17 protein-coding genes are annotated in these 16842 nt (G+C 61.7%); 11 read left to right on the plus strand and 6 right to left on the minus strand.

The genetic code is table 11. From position 1 onward, the window contains the following. Positions 1-8 precede the first annotated feature (8 nt). Complete coding sequence (locus BM269_RS22665; protein WP_090442549.1) at positions 9-404, plus strand: GFA family protein; 396 nt, start codon at positions 9-11, stop codon at positions 402-404. 76 nt (positions 405-480) lie between these two features. After that, positions 481-1260: a hypothetical protein gene (locus tag BM269_RS22670; RefSeq protein ID WP_090442552.1), complete on the plus strand. Its 780-nt coding sequence runs from the start codon at positions 481-483 to the stop codon at positions 1258-1260. Here BM269_RS22670 and BM269_RS22675 read toward each other — a convergent pair. Continuing rightward, complete coding sequence (locus BM269_RS22675; RefSeq protein WP_090442554.1) at positions 1257-1832, minus strand: helix-turn-helix domain-containing protein; 576 nt, start codon at positions 1830-1832, stop codon at positions 1257-1259. The genes BM269_RS22670 and BM269_RS22675 overlap by 4 nt on opposite strands. A 114-nt stretch (positions 1833-1946) precedes the next feature. Between BM269_RS22675 and kbl the strand changes: the two genes are divergently transcribed. The 9 genes from kbl to BM269_RS22720 all read left to right on the plus strand — a co-directional run bounded on the left by kbl (position 1947) and on the right by BM269_RS22720 (position 11935). Continuing rightward, positions 1947-3149: a glycine C-acetyltransferase gene (kbl, locus tag BM269_RS22680; protein ID WP_090442557.1), complete on the plus strand. Its 1203-nt coding sequence runs from the start codon at positions 1947-1949 to the stop codon at positions 3147-3149. Between the two features lie 21 nt (positions 3150-3170). Next, a complete protein-coding gene (locus tag BM269_RS22685) occupies positions 3171-4133 on the plus strand; it encodes an NAD-dependent epimerase/dehydratase family protein (protein ID WP_090442560.1) in 963 nt (320 codons plus the stop codon). Positions 4134-4153: 20 nt separating this feature from the next. Further along, positions 4154-5533 carry an L-serine ammonia-lyase gene (locus BM269_RS22690; protein ID WP_090442562.1) on the plus strand — a complete coding sequence of 460 codons (1380 nt, stop codon included), beginning with the start codon at positions 4154-4156 and terminating at the stop codon, positions 5531-5533. Between the two features lie 96 nt (positions 5534-5629). Then, a complete protein-coding gene (gene thrC, locus BM269_RS22695; RefSeq protein ID WP_090442565.1) occupies positions 5630-7105 on the plus strand; it encodes a threonine synthase in 1476 nt (491 codons plus the stop codon). A gap of 10 nt (positions 7106-7115) precedes the next feature. Continuing rightward, entirely contained in the window at positions 7116-8312 is a 1197-nt protein-coding gene (gene glp, locus BM269_RS22700; RefSeq protein ID WP_090442792.1) for a molybdopterin molybdotransferase MoeA, read from the plus strand. Position 8313: 1 nt separating this feature from the next. Continuing rightward, positions 8314-8568 carry a MoaD/ThiS family protein gene (locus BM269_RS22705; protein ID WP_090442570.1) on the plus strand — a complete coding sequence of 85 codons (255 nt, stop codon included), beginning with the start codon at positions 8314-8316 and terminating at the stop codon, positions 8566-8568. Between the two features lie 169 nt (positions 8569-8737). Then, positions 8738-9556 (plus strand): substrate-binding domain-containing protein, encoded by an 819-nt coding sequence (locus BM269_RS22710; protein ID WP_090442573.1) that lies wholly within the window; start codon positions 8738-8740, stop codon positions 9554-9556. Positions 9557-9560: 4 nt separating this feature from the next. Then, positions 9561-10742 carry a diguanylate cyclase domain-containing protein gene (locus BM269_RS22715; protein WP_090442575.1) on the plus strand — a complete coding sequence of 394 codons (1182 nt, stop codon included), beginning with the start codon at positions 9561-9563 and terminating at the stop codon, positions 10740-10742. Beyond that, a complete protein-coding gene (locus tag BM269_RS22720) occupies positions 10715-11935 on the plus strand; it encodes a TIGR03862 family flavoprotein (protein ID WP_090442577.1) in 1221 nt (406 codons plus the stop codon). The genes BM269_RS22715 and BM269_RS22720 overlap by 28 nt, the downstream gene beginning before the upstream one ends. Here BM269_RS22720 and BM269_RS22725 read toward each other — a convergent pair. The 5 genes from BM269_RS22725 to hpnC form a co-directional block, all read right to left on the minus strand. Next, positions 11909-12724, minus strand: coding sequence for a head GIN domain-containing protein (locus tag BM269_RS22725; protein ID WP_307154360.1), 816 nt, complete (start codon positions 12722-12724; stop codon positions 11909-11911). The two genes, BM269_RS22720 and BM269_RS22725, sit on opposite strands and share 27 nt — an antisense overlap. An 11-nt stretch (positions 12725-12735) precedes the next feature. Further along, a complete protein-coding gene (locus tag BM269_RS22730) occupies positions 12736-13521 on the minus strand; it encodes a DUF1700 domain-containing protein (RefSeq protein ID WP_090442579.1) in 786 nt (261 codons plus the stop codon). Between the two features lie 126 nt (positions 13522-13647). Further along, entirely contained in the window at positions 13648-14994 is a 1347-nt protein-coding gene (hpnE, locus tag BM269_RS22735; protein WP_090442581.1) for a hydroxysqualene dehydroxylase HpnE, read from the minus strand. After that, positions 14987-15820 (minus strand): presqualene diphosphate synthase HpnD, encoded by an 834-nt coding sequence (gene hpnD, locus BM269_RS22740; protein ID WP_090442584.1) that lies wholly within the window; start codon positions 15818-15820, stop codon positions 14987-14989. Before hpnD ends, hpnE begins: the two co-directional genes overlap by 8 nt. A 38-nt stretch (positions 15821-15858) precedes the next feature. Beyond that, positions 15859-16683 (minus strand): squalene synthase HpnC, encoded by an 825-nt coding sequence (gene hpnC, locus BM269_RS22745; protein ID WP_090442586.1) that lies wholly within the window; start codon positions 16681-16683, stop codon positions 15859-15861. Between the last annotated feature and the right edge of the window lie 159 nt (positions 16684-16842).

A 16842-nucleotide genomic window follows, 5' to 3' on the forward strand; every position in this document is an offset into this window, starting at 1 on the left:
GCAATGTGATGACCAAACGCCTCGCATCCTGCAGCTGTGGGCAGCTCACCGCCGAAGTTATCGGAGAACCTGTGCGAATCTCGATCTGCCATTGCCTGGCCTGTCAGCGGAGGACCGGCAGCGTGTTCGGTGAACAAGCCAGATTCCCACGTGAGAACGTGACTGTGTCCGGCGCATCCACGCAGTACGAACGGGTGGGAGATGAAGGCGGCAAGGTAACGTTCCATTTTTGCCCGACTTGCGGTTCGACTGTTTATTACGGCCTCGAGAGTGTCGACGGCTTCGTGGGCATTCCAGTTGGGGCCTTTGCCGATCCAAGCTTTCCTTCGCCGCGGGTCTCAGTCTATGAGGAACGGATGCATAGTTGGGTAGTCCCGCCGCCGGAGGCGGAGCGTATTTTCTGAACAGCATGCATGAGGCATAAGCGGATGTTGTCAGTGCCTTGCATTGTGGTGAAGCTAGCAAACGTTAGGGGTTTTTATGGGAGCTTGGGGTGCGGGGCTGTATTCAGATGACACGACATGCGAAGTGCGCGATGCGTACAAGGAGAACCTGAAACATGGACTGTCCGATACCGAAGCATATGAACGAATACTGGACGGCTATGGTGGGCTGATTGGCGATGATGAGGTTGCGTGCCTTGTGTATTTCGCGCTCGCGGACACGTCCTGGAAGTTTGGGCGACTCCACAATAGCATCAGAAGCAAAGCACTTGAGCTTCTCGGGCATGGCGGTGACATCGCCGTCTGGGAGCGCGATGCACCTGCTGAAGTCACCGCTCGAAAGAAAGTGCTCCGCACGCTCGAGCAGCGCTTGCTTTCCGAGCAGCCGGTGCCAAAGGCGATCGAGGTATCAAAACCAAAACCAAAAAAGTTCCGGACCAACCTGCCTGTTGGTTCCGTGTTTGCATTGAGCCTGCCGAGCGCGAACAGGGCGCTCCTTGTCTTGGTTGGGTTTCTTGATTTGGGAAAAAGTGTCGATCCTGTCTTCTCAGTGCTGGACTGGCGAGGTGAAGACGCACCCTCCCAGTTGACGCTCGACCAGGCTGCAAGAAAAGACACCATTCCGATTCAATCGGGACTCGGCAAGCAGGCCCATTGGAGCATCTTTGTTAAGGACGAGCGAAAGAATGTAATGAGCTGCCTTGAGCAGACGAGCCTGTCCGTTACAGTTGGGATGCCATTCGATCCCGATCAGGTAGTGTTCTCCTATGTGGAGGCACTTGCGCGCGAGATCGACGCCCACTTCGCAGCCACTTAACGGTGAATAACCACCAGCAGCGCCTTTGCTTCGGATTTGCCCGGATTGCGGATGGCGTGGTGCAGGTCGGCGGCGTAGCGCGCGGTGCCGCCCAGCTTGATCTTCTTCTTGTTTGATCCTACCTCCAGCTCCATCGAACCATGCAGGATGGTCAGGTGCTCGGTGGTGCCCGGATCGTGCGGCTGCGACACCAGTTCGCCGCCCGGCGACAGCGTCAGTTCGTACCACTCATATTTGCCCGCCAACTCCATCGGGCCCAGGATCCGCAGCACGTAGCCGGCGTGGGCGCCTGGCAGGGTAGGGGTTTCGTGCGCGTCCACCAACTTTATCGTTTCGACATCCTTCTCGACATCGGACAACAGCTCGCCGATCTGTACGCCCAGTGCATTGGCCAGGCGCCAGGTAATCGCGATGGTCGGATTGGCTTTTTCACGCTCAATCTGGGATAGCATGGACTTGGAAACGCCTGCAATACGGGACAGGTCTTCCAGTGTCAGGCCGCGCGCCAGGCGCAAGCGTTGGAGGGCGGCGCCGACTTCCGGCGGAGCGTTGGTGGAAATGTTCGGCTTCACGCTTGCAGAGTTCAATATAGTAAAGTACGATCCCGTATATCGAATTTACGTTCAATATAGTGAATTCGCGTCGAAATAGTGAAATAAGAGTAAACTTTACATCAGAGGACGACCATGAGCCAAGCGACGAATGCGTTTTACACCGGCCTGCAACAAAACCTGGAAAAGCTGCGCAGTGACGGCCTGTACAAACCTGAGCGCGTAATCGCTTCCCGCCAGGGTAGCGAGGTGCAGTCGGAAGATGGCCGTACCCTGATCAATATGTGCGCCAACAATTACCTGGGCCTGTCGGGCCAGGAATGGGTGGCGCAGGCCTCCATCGAAGCGACCGAAAAGTACGGCTACGGCCTGTCGTCGGTGCGCTTCATTTGCGGCACGCAGACCGTGCACAAGCAGCTGGAGAAGGCCATCTCCGAATTCCTGGGTACCGAAGACACCATCCTGTACGCAGCGGCCTTTGACGCAAACGGCGGCGTATTCGAACCCTTGTTCGACGAAAACGATGCGATCATCTCCGATGCGCTGAACCACGCATCGATCATTGACGGCATCCGCCTGTGCAAGGCCGCGCGCTTCCGCTACGCCCACAACGACATGGCCGACCTGGAAAAGCAACTGCAGGCAGCCGCCGACAAGCGCCATAAAGTCATCGTCACCGACGGTGTATTCTCGATGGACGGCACCATCGCCCAGTTGGACAAGGTCGTTGAACTGGCCGAAAAATACGGCGCCCTGGTCATGATCGACGAGTGCCACGCTTCCGGCTTCATGGGCAAGACCGGCCGCGGCACCCACGAGCACCACAACGTGCTGGGCAAGATCGACATCATCACCGGCACCCTGGGCAAGGCATTGGGCGGTGCTATGGGCGGCTTTACCTCCGGCCGCAAGGAAGTGATCGACACCCTGCGCCAGAAATCGCGTCCTTACCTGTTCTCGAACACCCTGGCTCCAGCCATTGCCGGCGCTTCGCTGGAAGTGCTGAAGCGCCTGTCCGCGTCAACCGAACTGCGCGATCGCCTGCACGAAAACACCGCCTACTTCCGCAAGGAGATCGAACGTATCGGCTTCACCATCAAGCCAGGCACCCACCCGGTCGTGCCGGTGATGCTGTTCGAGGCACCGGTCGCGCAGAAGTTCGCAGCCCGCATGTATGAACTGGGCGTGCTGCTGTCCGGTTTCTTCTACCCGGTGGTGCCGATGGGCCAGGCGCGCGTGCGCGTGCAACTCTCCGCCGCCCACACCCGCGAGCAACTGGACAAGGTCCTCGCAGCATTCGAACAAGCCGGCAAAGAGCTGGGCATCATCAAGAATTAATCAGGAAAACAGGTAAGAATCATGGAACGCATTCTCGTCATCGGCGCCAATGGCCAAATCGGTAGTGAACTGGTGGAAGCCCTGGCCAAACAGCACGGCGAACAAAACGTCATCGCAACCGACATCAGCCCGGTCAACAAGTACAACGCAGTGCGCTACCAGGTGCTGAACGTGATGGACAAGGCCGCGCTGCAGGCATTGGTCGCTGATGAAGGCATCACCCAGGTGTACCAGTTGGCTGCAATGCTGTCCGCCACCGGCGAGGCGGCTCCGCTGAAGGCGTGGGACCTGAACATGGACGGCCTGCTGAACATCCTGGAAGTGGCGCGTGAGCGCGGCGAGCAGGGCAAGCCGCTGCGTATTTTCTGGCCGTCGTCGATCGCAGCTTTCGGCCCGAACACCCCGGCCGAGAACACCCCGCAGTACACCGTGATGGACCCGACCACGATCTACGGCATTTCCAAACTGGCGGGCGAACGACTGTGCGAATATTACTTCCTGAAGTACGGCGTGGACGTGCGTTCGATCCGCTACCCGGGCATCATCAGCTTCAAATCGCCTCCCGGTGGCGGTACCACCGACTACGCGATTGCGATCTTCCACTCCGCGCTGCGCGGTGAGCGTTACGACTGCTTCCTCGGCCCGAAGACCACGCTGCCGATGATCTACATGCCTGACGCGATTCGCGCAACCATTGAATTGATGGACGCACCCGCTTCACAAATCAAGATTCGTTCGTCGTACAATGTCGCCGGCGTTTCCTTCAACCCGGAAGAACTGGCGGCGGCGATTACCCGCGCAATGCCCGACTTCAAGATCGCCTACACGCCGGACAGCCGCCAGGCCATCGCCGACAGCTGGCCGCGCAGCCTGGATGATTCCAAGGCGACTGCGGACTGGAACTGGAAAGCCAAGATCGGCGTGGAAGAAATGGTGAAGGACATGCTGGCGAATATCGACGTGAGCCTCAGCGAGGCCGCATAACTAGAGAGAGACAAGCAACAATGGACATGAGTGTTTTCGACTTATTCAAGATCGGCATTGGCCCATCGAGCTCGCATACGGTGGGACCAATGGTGGCGGCACGCCGCTTCCTGGTCGAAAACAGTCCATTGGACGATGTCGCCTCGGTGACGGCGGAACTGTTCGGCTCACTGGCCTTGACCGGTATCGGCCACGGCACCGACAAGGCTGTATTGCTTGGCCTGATGGGCGAAACGCCGCAAGGCGTCGATCCTGACGCGGTGGAAGACATGCTGGCGGCAGCCGATGTCGACGGCGAATTGCGCCTGCTGGGTGGGCAGACAATTGCGTTCACGCGCAAGCAGCACCTGGTGTTCCATATGGCGGACAACCTGCCTGAGCATCCGAACGGCATGCGCTTCACGCTGACGCGTACGGACGGCAGCACCGCTTCCAAAATTTACTACTCCGTTGGCGGCGGCTTCATTCGCGCCGAGGGCGAAGGGGCGGCCACCGATGGCAAGCCTGCCGTCCGGCTGCCATACCCGTTCAACACCATGGCTGAATTGCTGGGGCATGGCGTCAGCAGCGGCAAGACGATTCCACAGATGCTGCGTGCAAACGAATTGACGCGCATCAGCGAGGCTGAGCTCAACGAGGGCATGGACCGCATCTGGCACGTCATGCGCGACTGTATCCAGCATGGCCTGGAAACCAGCGGCCAACTGCCGGGCGGGCTGAATGTGAAGCGCCGCGCAGCCGATCTTTGGCGCCAGGCGCAGGGCGGCGATCGTGCCAACCAGCTTCCGCACGATGCGCTGAACGGCGTGAGTTTGTACGCGATGGCTGTCAATGAAGAGAACGCAGCGGGCGGACGTGTTGTAACGGCGCCTACAAATGGCGCTGCCGGCATCATTCCCGCTGTGCTGAAATACTATGCGGAAGACTGCAAACCGGTCGACCCGATTACCGGCGTACGCGCGTTCTTGCTGACCGCTGCGGCGATTGGCATGCTGTGCAAGCGCAATGCGTCGATCTCCGGTGCCGAAGTAGGCTGCCAGGGCGAGGTCGGCGTGGCATGCGCGATGGCGGCTGCCGGCCTGGTGGCGGCACTGGGCGGTAGCAACGCGCAGATCGAAAATGCCGCGGAAATCGGGATCGAGCATCACCTGGGCATGACCTGCGATCCGATCGGTGGGCTGGTACAGATTCCGTGCATCGAACGCAACGGCATGGGCGCGGTGAAAGCGATTACCGCCGCATCGCTGGCCCTGAAGGGCGACGGCACCCACTTTGTCACCCTGGACAATGTGATCGAGACCATGCGCCAGACTGGCGCCGACATGCAGGCCAAGTACAAAGAGACGTCGCTGGGCGGCCTGGCGATTCATGTCGTGTCGGTGAATCACGCCGCTTGCTGACGCTAGAAAATTCCGAAATTTAGCTAAATTCACAAAGAAAGTCTGGTGGCACTATAATAAGTGTCCGTTTTCACCCGCCACCGGACTTTCTACTCTATGCAATACGTGTCTACCCGGGCCGACGCGTCGGCTGCATCACACTCTCCCCAGCAATTTTCCGACATCCTCCTGGGTGGTCTGGCGCCAGACGGCGGCCTGTACCTGCCAGTCGAGTACCCGCAAGTCACCGGCGAAGAGCTGAACAAGTGGCGCTACCTGTCCTACGCTGACCTGGCAGTAGAAATCCTGAAGAAGTTTGCCGGCGACATTCCGGAAGCCGACCTGCGGGCCCTGGCCAAGAAGACCTATACCGCCGACGTTTACCGCAACGTGCGCGATGGAGAAAACGCGGCCGACATCACCCCGCTGCGCGTGTTGGAAGAAACCGACGGCAAGAAGCTGGTGCTGCAGTCGCTGTCGAACGGCCCGACGCTGGCTTTCAAGGACATGGCGATGCAGTTGCTCGGCAACCTGTTCGAATACGCGCTGGCCAAGAAGGACGCGCAACTGAACATTTTCGGCGCCACCTCGGGCGATACCGGCAGCGCCGCCGAGTATGCAATGCGCGGCAAACAAGGCATCAAGGTGTTCATGCTGTCGCCGCACAAGAAGATGAGCGCTTTCCAGACCGCCCAGATGTTCAGCCTGCAGGATCCGAACATCTTCAATATCGCTGTCGAGGGCGTGTTCGACGACTGCCAGGACATGGTCAAGGCCGTGTCGAACGACCTGGAATTCAAAGCCCGCCACAAGATTGGCACCGTGAACTCAATCAACTGGGCGCGCGTGGTGGCGCAGGTGGTGTACTACTTCCGCGGCTACCTGGCAGCGACCAAGAGCAATGAGCAAAAGGTGTCGTTCACCGTCCCATCGGGCAATTTCGGCAATATCTGCGCCGGCCATATAGCGCGCCAAATGGGCCTGCCGATCGACAAGCTGGTTGTCGCCACCAACGAAAATGACGTGCTGGACGAATTCTTCCGCACCGGGATTTATCGCGTGCGCAAGTCGGCCGAGACCTATCACACCTCCAGCCCATCGATGGACATCTCGAAAGCCTCGAACTTCGAGCGCTTCGTGTTCGACCTGGTGAAGGGCGACGGCAAGCGCGTGCGCGAGCTGTTCAAGAAAGTGGAAACCGACGGCGGCTTCGATCTATCCGGTGCACCGGGCAGCGACGGCGATGAATTCAAGCTGGCCGCCGGCTACGGCTTCAAGTCAGGCAAGTCGACCCACGACGACCGTGTGCAGACCATTCGCGACGTGGCCGACGATTACGGCATCGTGATCGACACCCACACCGCGGACGGCATCAAGGTCGCGAAGGAGAACATGGAAGCGGGCGTCCCGATGATCGTGCTGGAAACGGCACTGGCCGCCAAGTTCAACGAAACCATCCTGGAAGCATTGGGCGAAGACGCCGAGCGCCCGGCCGGTTTCGAAAATATCGAAGCGCTGCCGCAGCGCTTTGAAGTGATGCCGGCCGATGTGAGCAAGATGAAGGCTTACATCGCCGCCAATACAGGACTGTAAGAACATGGCAATGCTCGCTGTACGCGAAGCCCTCGATTTCCTGCTCTCGGCCGCCCGTCCGGTGGCAGAAGTGGAAAAGATCCCAACGCTGGAAGCCAATGGCCGTGTGCTTGCGAGCGCCGTGGTATCCGGAATGAACGTGCCCGGCCATGACAACACGCAGATGGACGGCTACGCTGTGCGTGCAGCGGATTGCGCCGGGGGCGATGCTACGCTGACGGTGACGCAGCGCATTCCCGCCGGCCATGTAGGCCAGCCGCTGCTGCCTGGATGCGCCGCGCGCATTTTTACCGGCGCCTTGATTCCCGAGGGTGCCGATGCCGTCGTCATGCAGGAGCAATGCGAAGCGAATGACGGCCTGGTGACCATCCGCCACACGCCGAAAGCAGGTGAATGGATCCGCCGCACTGGTGAGGACATCAGTGTGGGAAGTGTGATCCTGGCCGCCGGTACCCGCTTGCGCAGCCAGGAGCTGGGCCTTGTTGCATCGATCGGCATGGCGGAGCTGAGCGTGCGCCGCAAGCTGCGCGTGGCGGTGTTCTTCACCGGCGACGAATTGACGATGCCCGGAGAACCGCTGGCGCCGGGCGCCATTTACAATTCCAACCGCTTCACGCTGCGCGCCCTGCTGGAAAACCTGGGCTGCGAAGTGCGCGATTTCGGCATCGTACCCGATTCGCTGGAAGCCACGCGCAGTGTGCTGCGCCAGGCTGCGCAGGGCAATGACCTGATCATCACCTCCGGCGGCGTGTCCGTCGGCGAAGAGGACCACATCAAGCCGGCCGTCGAAGCCGAGGGCAAGCTGAATATGTGGCAGATCGCCGTCAAGCCGGGCAAGCCGTTGGCATTCGGCCAGGTGGGACAGGCGTTCTTCCTTGGCCTGCCAGGGAACCCGGTGTCGAGCTTCGTGACGTTCCTGCTGTTCGTGCGGCCGTTCTTGCTGCGCCTGCAGGGCGCCGACGCGCCGGCGCAAGCGCGCGGCATGATGGTGCGCGCCGATTTCAACTGGCCGAAGGCGGACCGCCGCAATGAATTCCTGCGCGTTAAACTGAACGGGCAGGGCGGCCTGGACCTGTTCCCGAACCAGGGCTCCGCCGTATTGACGTCGACCGTGTGGGGCGATGGCCTGGTGGACAACCCGCCTGGCAACCCGATCGCGGCGGGCGATGTCGTGCGCTTCATCCCCTTCAGTGAACTGATGTATTGATATGTTGATCAACCTGAAATATTTTGCCAGTGTGCGCGAAGTGCTGGGCGGTGGCGAGCAGGTGGTACTGCCGCCAAGCGCCGAGACGGTGGGCGATGTGCGCGCCTGGTTGCTGGCGCGCGGCGAGCCGTGGGCAAGTACGTTGGCTGAAGGGCGCGCCTTGCGCATGGCCTGCAACCAGCGCATGTGCGATGCCGGCACGCGTGTGGCGCCTGGCGACGAGGTTGCCTTTTTCCCACCAGTGACAGGCGGTTAACGCTTATTGCTGTGTGCACGCAACAGTCGGGTTCTGACTGTTGACCGTAAGCCTTGCCACGTTATACTTGCTGGCATGCGGCCCAAAACCTGCGCCGCCTCGATCACCTCACACATTTCCCGTCGCCTCCTCCCTGCGGCTTGTTCCCTTCACTGCAAGGAGAGTCGCAATGGGTTTCGTCTTTGCCGCCCTTGGCTTGAACGCCATCGCCCGGGGGCACGCACCCGTCCCGCCGCGCAAGCGCGCACAAAAGCTGCATATCGCCGGTTCCACCACCATGGCGCCCCTGTTGCAGGAAATCGCCGCCAAGTACAACTTGATGCACCCTGAGATCGGGGTCGAGGTGGAGCTGGGCGGATCGTCACGTGGACTGGACGATGTGCGTTCCGGGCATGCGCATATCGCCATGCTGTCGCGCGCATTGGCGCCGGCCGAACGCGACCTGTATGGCATTCCGATTGCACGCGACGGGGTTGGCGTTGTGGTGCATGCGAATAACCCGGTGCGGCAATTGAGCGACGAAGAGCTGCAGGCCATCTTCACCGGCCGCAGGCGCGCATGGCGCGATGCCCAGGGTGGCCGGGATTCGATTTATGCGCTGGGAGGGCCGGTTGACGGTGCTTCCAGTGCCTTGTTTGCACGCTTCCTCAGGCAGCCGCTGGCTGCTCTCAGCCTGAACGCGGCGATCGAATCGAACATCGAGCGCCTGGCCGTCGTGGCCTCCTGCGAGAACGCGATCGCCTACGTTTCAGTAGGCGCTGCTGAGCGCGCGATCTCCCAAGGCGTGTCGGTGCGCCTGCTGCCGATTTCCGGCGTCGCAGCCAGCACAGTGAACATTCGCAACGGCAGTTACCCGATCTGCCGCGTACTGACCCTGGCAAGCAGGGATGCGCCAACCGGCGTCGCGCGAAGCTTCTTCGCCTTCTGCCTTTCGGCGCAAGTGAACGGCATCCTGTCGGCCTTCGACTTTGTTCCTTACCTGGATTGACGCCATGGAAAACCTGGCCCTGAGCAGCATGCATGAAGCGCCCGAGCGCCGCGTGGCGGACTATGCATCGGCTTGCCAACATCCGGCGGCAGGCCTGGCCAGCAGATCCTTATTCAACGACCGCCTGCGCGCGGCGATGATGGCCGCCGGGCGCAGCGGCCGGAACGTCGCGGTGCTGGCGTTGACCATGGACTGCTATCGTGGCGTCAAGTCCAGCCTGGGCCATGAGGCGTGCAGCGCGCTGCTGATGCATGCGGCATTGGCCATCAAGTCCTGTTTGCGGGAATGCGATACCGTAGCGCACTTGCTGTGCAACGAGTTCGCAGTGATCCTGCCCGATATGGCCAACGAGGACGATGTGATGCCGCTGGCGTCGAAGCTGCTGCAGGCAATCAAGCAGCCAATGTACTGGCAGGACAGCCCCTTGACCACGACTGCCAGCATTGGCATTGCATTGATGGGCCAGGGTGGCAGCGAAGCCGCGGGCATGCTGCATTCAGCCAATTCAGCCATGGCGCAAGCGCAGGGCCATGGCGGCAATCGCTTCCGCTTCGTGGTGCACGAAATGAATGATCGCGCTTCGCGCATGTTTGCGCAGGAGGCCGAGCTGCGGCGCGCCTTGCTGCACAGCGAGCTGCTGCTGCATTACCAACTGCGCGCGGGGGCGGCCGAGGAGGGACCGGTTGGCGCCGAAGCGCGGGTACTCTGGCAGCACCCGAAGCGCGGGCTGGTCGCATTGGCCGACTTCGTGCAAGTGGCTGAAAGCAGCGGCCTGATCGTTCCTCTGGGGGCATGGGCGATCCGCGAAGTATGCCGCCAGCAACGCGCGTGGCGGGAGGCGGGCGGGCCGATTTTACCGGTCTCGATCACGCTGTCGCCGCGCCAGCTCGGCGAAGACGGCTTCGTTGAGCATATCGAAGTGGCAATGGAGGAGTACGGCGTCGCGCCCGCCATGCTGAGCTTTGAGATCACTGATTCTATCGGCGAGGACTTCCTCGGCGAGGTCGTGTCGATGCAGAATGAACTCAAGGCGATTGGCATCCAGCTTTCATTCGGCCCAGGAAGCTGCCCCTCCATCATCGATCTGCCGATGGCGGCAGACGCCCTTGCCCAACTCCTAGCAGCCGATCGCCCGAGATCGAATACAATGCTGCCCCTATGGAAAGCAATCAATTACAAGGCGTAGCGGTGATCGGCGGCGGGCCCGCCGGCCTGATGGCGGCCGAAGTATTGGCAGCGGCAGGCGTGCGTGTGGATGTGTATGACGCCATGCCGTCGGTCGGCCGCAAATTCCTGCTGGCGGGGCGCGGCGGCATGAACATCACCCATTCCGAGCCGTATGAAGCCTTTATGGCGCGTTACGGCAGCCGTGCCGGCGCCTTGCGCCCGATGCTGGATGCCTTCAAACCCGATGACCTGCGCGCCTGGGTCCATGGCTTGGGCATCGATACCTTTGTCGGCACCTCGGGCCGGGTGTTCCCGACCGAGATGAAGGCAGCACCGATGCTGCGTGCCTGGCTGCACCGCTTGCGCGAAAGTGGCGTGCATTTCCACCAGCGGCATCGCTGGCTCGGCTGGTCGGCAGATGGCGCCTTGCGGTTCGAGACGCCGGAAGGAGAGCGCACGGCGCGCCATGGCGCGGTTTTGCTCGCCCTGGGCGGCGCAAGCTGGGCGCGGCTCGGTTCGGACGGCGCCTGGCAAGCGCTGTTGGCTGAACGCGGCGTTGAAGTCGCGCCACTGGTGCCCGCCAACTGCGGCTTCGACACCTCCTGGAGTGCGCATTTCTCCGAAAGATATGCGGGGCAGCCCCTCACCACCGTGGCGATAGGCGGCCGCAAAGGCCAGATGGTCGTCACTGCGACCGGCGTCGAAGGCAGCCTGATTTACGCCCTGTCGGCGGGTATCCGCGACCGCATCGCGGCGCAAGGCAGCGCCACCATCGAACTGGACCTGCTGCCGGACTGGCCGCTGGCGCGCCTGCAACAGGAGTTGTCGCATCCGCGCGGCTCGCGTTCGATGTCGAGCTTCCTGCAAAGCCGCGTCCACATCAAGGGCGTCAAGACCGGCTTGCTGCACGAGGTGCTGGACAAGGAAGCTTTCCATGATCCGCAACGGGTGGCGGCGACGCTGAAGGCGCTGCCCGTCACGTTGCGTGCCCCGCGCCCGATCGATGAAGCCATCAGCAGCGCCGGCGGCGTTCGTTTCGAGGCTGTGGATGGAACGATGCTGAAGGCGATGCCGGGCGTCTTCGTGGCCGGCGAAATGCTGGACTGGGAAGCGCCGACCGGCGGTTATCTGCTCACCGCGTGTTTCGCCAGCGGCCTGGCCGCCGGCAAGGACATGCTGAGGTACTTAATGAACCCAGCTGACGCCGCCTGAGCCGCTGCGGCTGACGTTGCGTTCGGATGGATTGCCAAACACGCGGATATTGCCGGTTCCCTTGACGGTGAGATCGGCCGATTGGCGCGCAAACACATTGGTGGTGCCCGAGCCTTGCAGGGTCACGACCACCTTGTCGGTTGCCAGGTGCTGCGCATCCAGGTCACCGGAGCCGGTGACTTCGGCAGTCAACTCCTTGCAGCTGCCGCTGGAGGTGATGGCGCCGGAGCCGATCATCTCCAGCATCACTTTCTCGCCGTGGCCGGTGTTCAGGTTCAGGTCACCGCTGCCATGCACGCCGGCTTCCACATTCTTGTAGCGGCCATTGAAGGTCAGGTTGCCCGATCCTTGCAATTGCACGCTCAGGTGCTCGCCGTTGAAGCCGTTGACGTTGCTGTCGCCGCTGCCGTTGATCACCAGTTCGCTCAGGGACGGCAGCACCAGCTCCACTTCAATCGGGCGGCGCGGATGCAGCAGCAGGCCTTTCGATCCGATCCGCAGGGTCGCGCCATCCTGTTCGGTGCCGATATTGGCCAGCAGGCGCTGCTCGCCGCGCACCTTGAGGGACGCCACGTCGCCCTGTTTCAGGCGCAGGTCAATCGGGCCTACCAGCTCAACATTGGAAATCGTCGCGCTGATTTCGCGCACTTCGGTGCGGGCGGCGCGGCCGGCCACGCTGGTTGGGTTGGCGGCGCCTTGGGCACGCAGCATGCTATAGGTGACGGCGGTGAGCAGTACGGCGAGCAAGGCCATGCCGAAGCCGATCTTGAGCAGGGAACGGATATTCATTGCGTTTCCTTTCAATGCCCGCGCAGCAGCGAAACGTTCATCTGGATGTAGCGTTTCAAGCCAATCAGGGAGTAGCGCGTGATCACGATGCTCAGCAGGCTCAGCACGATACCCAGCAGTACCAGGCCGATGCCGACGGCAGTCTGCGTAGCGCGCGATTCGTTATCGAGGTCGGAGGTGATGCGCACGCCGCCTTCGGCCATGGCTTCGGCGCCTTCCAGCCAATTTTCGGACTTGCTGTCCGCTTCATCCCATTCCTTGCGCAGGCCGGCCGAAGGTTCCTGGAAAATATCGATGCCCTGGTCGCTGATGGAAATCTTGGTCTGCATGCGGGCGTCGGCCTGGTCGCCTTCGTCGTCAAAGACGACCAGGTGGCGCAAGGGACCGGTCAGCACCAACTCGTTGGCGCCGGCCAGGCCTGTCGCGGTGACGGCAATGCCACTGATGTAGAAGGCGAATGCGCTGGCGTAGATCGACACCAGCAGCGCCGAGAACACGGCGGCCGGCACCACCATGAAGAGGTTGAAGATGCCAAGGCCGATGAGCGAGAACATCATGCGGGCCAGGTTGGCCGGATTGCGTTTTTGCTCGAAGGCGTTGCGGTGGGCGTTGGCGCGCAAGGTCATGGCGATTTTGCGCGGCTCGTCCAGCTCGGCGACGGCTTCTTGTTCCGTCTTGCCGGCGGCCACGCTGTCGACAAAGCGCTGCTCGTAGTAAGCCATGGTCTTGGCTGCCACATCAGGTGGCAAGCCGTCGAGGGCCTTCCTCAGTGCGTCGAGGTACTCATTCTTGCTCATAGGAAACTCAAGCCTCCTGTTGTTCCATGATTGCACTGTATCGCGCGCACTGGAGGGGCTCGAGCTGTTTACGACAGGATGCAGAAATGGGGGAGCAGGCGACTAAAACGCCGGACAGGCGGAGCATCAAGGTTTCGCCTTGGCCAGCAGGCGGGCGGCTTGTACGCCGCTGCGGACGGCCATTTCAAGCGTGGCAGGGTATTCCCCGGCAGTGTAGTCACCGGCCAGGAACAGGCCTTTGGCCGGTGTGTCGTTGCCTGGGCGCTTGAGGCCAGGGGTGCAAGCGTAGGTCGCGCGCTTTTCGGTGATCACCTTGCTCCAGGCCGGCTTGGCGAGCGCCGGTTGCGCCAGGTCGGCAGCCAGTTGGGCCGCCACCGCCGCTGCCAGCTGGTCTTGCGACAGGCTGGCCGCTGCACTGGCTGCGCTGATGACGACGGCGAACAGGCCGTCCTGCCTGGCATCGAGCTGGCCGCGGTCGAAGACGAACTGGCCCCAGCGCTGGCTTGCCGGATCGTCAACCAAGGCGTAGAACGGAATGTCCAGGCGCGTGCCGGGGGCGTACTGCAGGTAGCAGGTCGTGATCGGCTCCGGCTCGAACGCCGCCAATTGGCTTGCCAGTTCGGCAAACTGCGCCGAGTCGCCGAGCAGGCCGGCGCTCGCGCTGGGCGAGGCAGCGAGCACCACGCCATCGAAATTGCCGGTCCAGTCGCCGCCAAGCGCCGCGCCGCTTGCGTGGACGCTCCAGCCGTCGGCTTGCGGGCGGAGCGCGGTCACCTTGGCGCCCAGGTGAATGGTGTTGCCTTTCCCTTCAAGCCATGCCGCGGCGGCTTCCGGAAAGAGGGCGGAAAGGTCGGCGCGCGGCACCAGCATGTCCGACGCGGCGCGCTTGGCGCCCAGGCTGTCGCGCAGCACGGCAAGGAAAACCTGGGCCGACGCGCGTTCCGGCGGCGTATTCAGCGCCGCAAGGCATAAGGGCCGCCACATCAGGGTCACGAGCCGCGGCGTCTGGTCGAAGCGCTCCAGCAACTCCGCCACGCTGCAGTCGTTGTTCAAACGCCAATCCATCCAGCGCGCAGTGGTGGTAAAGCGCGCCAGCGCCATCTTGTCCTCACGCGCCAGGCCGCGCGCGCGCAGCAGGGCGATGCCGACATGCAGCGGTGCCGGCAAGCGAGGCGCCAGGAAATCCATGCCGCCGGCAGCTGGCGGATACCGCATCTGCAAAGGCAGCGTGAGAACGGCCGAACGCAAATCCACGCCGACCGCGCGCATGATGCGCAGCGATTCGGAATACGCTCCCAGCATGATGTGCTGGCCGTTATCGAGCTCGCGCCCATCGAAGGAAACCCGTCGCGCGCGGCCGCCCAAAGTGCGGGCCGCTTCGAAAACGCTTACCCGGTGACCGGCGCGCGCCAGTTCGACGGCAGCAGCAAAGCCTGCCCAGCCGCCGCCGGCGACGGCAAAGTGCTTAGCCACGAACCCAGGTCTTCCAGGCCAGCCACAGTTTGCGGATCGGCGTCAGCGAAATGCGCTGCTTGAGGACGTGGTAGCCGTCCTCTTCGATTTCGTTCAACAGGGTGCGGTAAATGGCGGCCATGATCAGGCCCGGACGCTGGGCGCGGCGGTCTTCCTTGGGCAGCAGCGCAAACGCTTCGTCGTAAGCTTTCTGCGCGCGCGCCACCTGGAATGCCATCAGCTTCGAGAAATTCTCGGATTCACGGGCATTGAGCAGGTCCGCCGCGGTCACGTTGAACTGTTGCAGTTCATTGACCGGCAGGTAGATGCGGCCTTTACGGGCATCTTCGCCCACGTCGCGGATGATGTTGGTGAGCTGGAAGGCATGCCCCAGCTTTTCGGCATATTGCAGGGTTTCGGGCCGTGTCACGCCGAAAATCGACGCCGACAGGATGCCGACCACGCTGGCCACATGCCAGCAGTACTTCGACATGCCCGCATAATCGAGATAGCGGGTCTGGTTCAAGTCCATCTCCATGCCATCGATGATGGCCTGCATATGTTCCTGCTTCAGGTCATACGTTGCAAGATGCGGCTGCAAAGCCTGGGTCACGGGGTGCGCCTGCTTGCCCTGGTACATCTGGGCGATCTCATTGCGCCACCAAGTCAGCTTGATGCGCGCCAGCGACTCGTCGCTGCACTCGTCGACGGTATCGTCGACTTCGCGGCAGAAGGCGTACAGCGCCGTGATGGCACGGCGGCGCTCCGGGGGCAGGAACAGGAAGCTGTAGTAGAAACTGGAACCGCTGGCGGCGGCCTTCTGCTGGCAGTATTCGTCGGGGGACATGTTCTTTTGGCTTGGGTAATGCTGACAAAGGCGCTATTTTATAGTGAAGAAGGCTTCATTCGAAGCGCGCGCCATAAAACCTTGAACCAATCGCGCTTTTCAAGCTTCGGACGACGCAGGAAAACGTCATAATCGACTTCCTCGATTGCCTCAAGAATACGCAGGCCGCCCTGTACCACCATGCGCAGCTCCAGGCCGATCCGGCCTTTCAGGCGGCAGGCCAGCGGGGCGCCGTCCAGCATCAGGGCGCGGGCGCGGTCAACCTGGAATTTCATCATGGCGCGCCATTTGGCCCTGTTGTCGGGGCGCGCCAGGTGGGCGGGCGACAGCGCATAGCGCGCCAGGTCTTCCATCGGCAGGTAAATGCGCTCCTTATGCTCGTCGACCGCCACATCTTGCAGGAAGTTGATGATCTGGAGGGCCGAGCAAATGGCGTCCGACTGGCGGATGTTCTCTTCGTCGGCCGCGCCATACAGGTGCAGCATCAGCAGCCCGACCGGATTGGCCGAGCGGGCGCAGTAATCCAGCAGGGACGCGTAGTCCTGGTAGCGGTGCACCACAATGTCTTGCTTGAAGGCGGAAAGCAGGTCGTAAAAAGGGCGCAGCGGCAGTTTATGCTGCTCGATCACGGCGGCCAGCCGCGCGAACATCGGTTCATGGCCGTCCTCGGCGCGCTCGATGCGGCCCAGGGCTTCTTCATAGGCAGCCAGGCCAGCCAGGCGCTGTTCGGGCGTGGCGACACCCTCGTCGGCGATATCGTCGGCGCTGCGGGCGAAGGCATAAATCGCTTCCACCGCCGGGCGCAATCGGCGCGGCATGAGGATGGAGGCGACAGGGAAATTCTCGTAATGGTCAACGGACATAGAGGTGCTGTTCTAAATTAATGACGCGAAAGTCATTTGCAAGTACGGTTGACCCGGATATAATTTTTTCTTACTAAACGGAAAGTCATTTAGTTCCAAACGGGAAATAATAATGGCAAACATGCACTCCCGGCAATTGCCAGAGACACTAAAAAGGAA

Origin of the sequence: Duganella sp. CF458 (assembly GCF_900113115.1) — a bacterium.
Lineage (GTDB): Bacteria > Pseudomonadota > Gammaproteobacteria > Burkholderiales > Burkholderiaceae_D > Rugamonas.

Coding starts and splice junctions, on each gene's coding strand:
- glp (WP_090442792.1), top strand. CDS start 7,116: ATGCTCGCTGTACGCGAAGCCCTCGATTTCCTGCTCTCGGCCGCCCGT.
- kbl (WP_090442557.1), top strand. CDS start 1,947: ATGAGCCAAGCGACGAATGCGTTTTACACCGGCCTGCAACAAAACCTG.
- BM269_RS22670 (WP_090442552.1), top strand. CDS start 481: ATGGGAGCTTGGGGTGCGGGGCTGTATTCAGATGACACGACATGCGAA.
- BM269_RS22710 (WP_090442573.1), top strand. CDS start 8,738: ATGGGTTTCGTCTTTGCCGCCCTTGGCTTGAACGCCATCGCCCGGGGG.
- BM269_RS22730 (WP_090442579.1), bottom strand. CDS start 13,521: ATGAGCAAGAATGAGTACCTCGACGCACTGAGGAAGGCCCTCGACGGC.
- BM269_RS22725 (WP_307154360.1), bottom strand. CDS start 12,724: ATGAATATCCGTTCCCTGCTCAAGATCGGCTTCGGCATGGCCTTGCTC.
- thrC (WP_090442565.1), top strand. CDS start 5,630: ATGCAATACGTGTCTACCCGGGCCGACGCGTCGGCTGCATCACACTCT.
- BM269_RS22705 (WP_090442570.1), top strand. CDS start 8,314: ATGTTGATCAACCTGAAATATTTTGCCAGTGTGCGCGAAGTGCTGGGC.
- BM269_RS22665 (WP_090442549.1), top strand. CDS start 9: ATGACCAAACGCCTCGCATCCTGCAGCTGTGGGCAGCTCACCGCCGAA.
- BM269_RS22715 (WP_090442575.1), top strand. CDS start 9,561: ATGGAAAACCTGGCCCTGAGCAGCATGCATGAAGCGCCCGAGCGCCGC.
- BM269_RS22720 (WP_090442577.1), top strand. CDS start 10,715: ATGGAAAGCAATCAATTACAAGGCGTAGCGGTGATCGGCGGCGGGCCC.
- hpnD (WP_090442584.1), bottom strand. CDS start 15,820: ATGTCCCCCGACGAATACTGCCAGCAGAAGGCCGCCGCCAGCGGTTCC.
- BM269_RS22685 (WP_090442560.1), top strand. CDS start 3,171: ATGGAACGCATTCTCGTCATCGGCGCCAATGGCCAAATCGGTAGTGAA.
- hpnC (WP_090442586.1), bottom strand. CDS start 16,683: ATGTCCGTTGACCATTACGAGAATTTCCCTGTCGCCTCCATCCTCATG.
- BM269_RS22690 (WP_090442562.1), top strand. CDS start 4,154: ATGGACATGAGTGTTTTCGACTTATTCAAGATCGGCATTGGCCCATCG.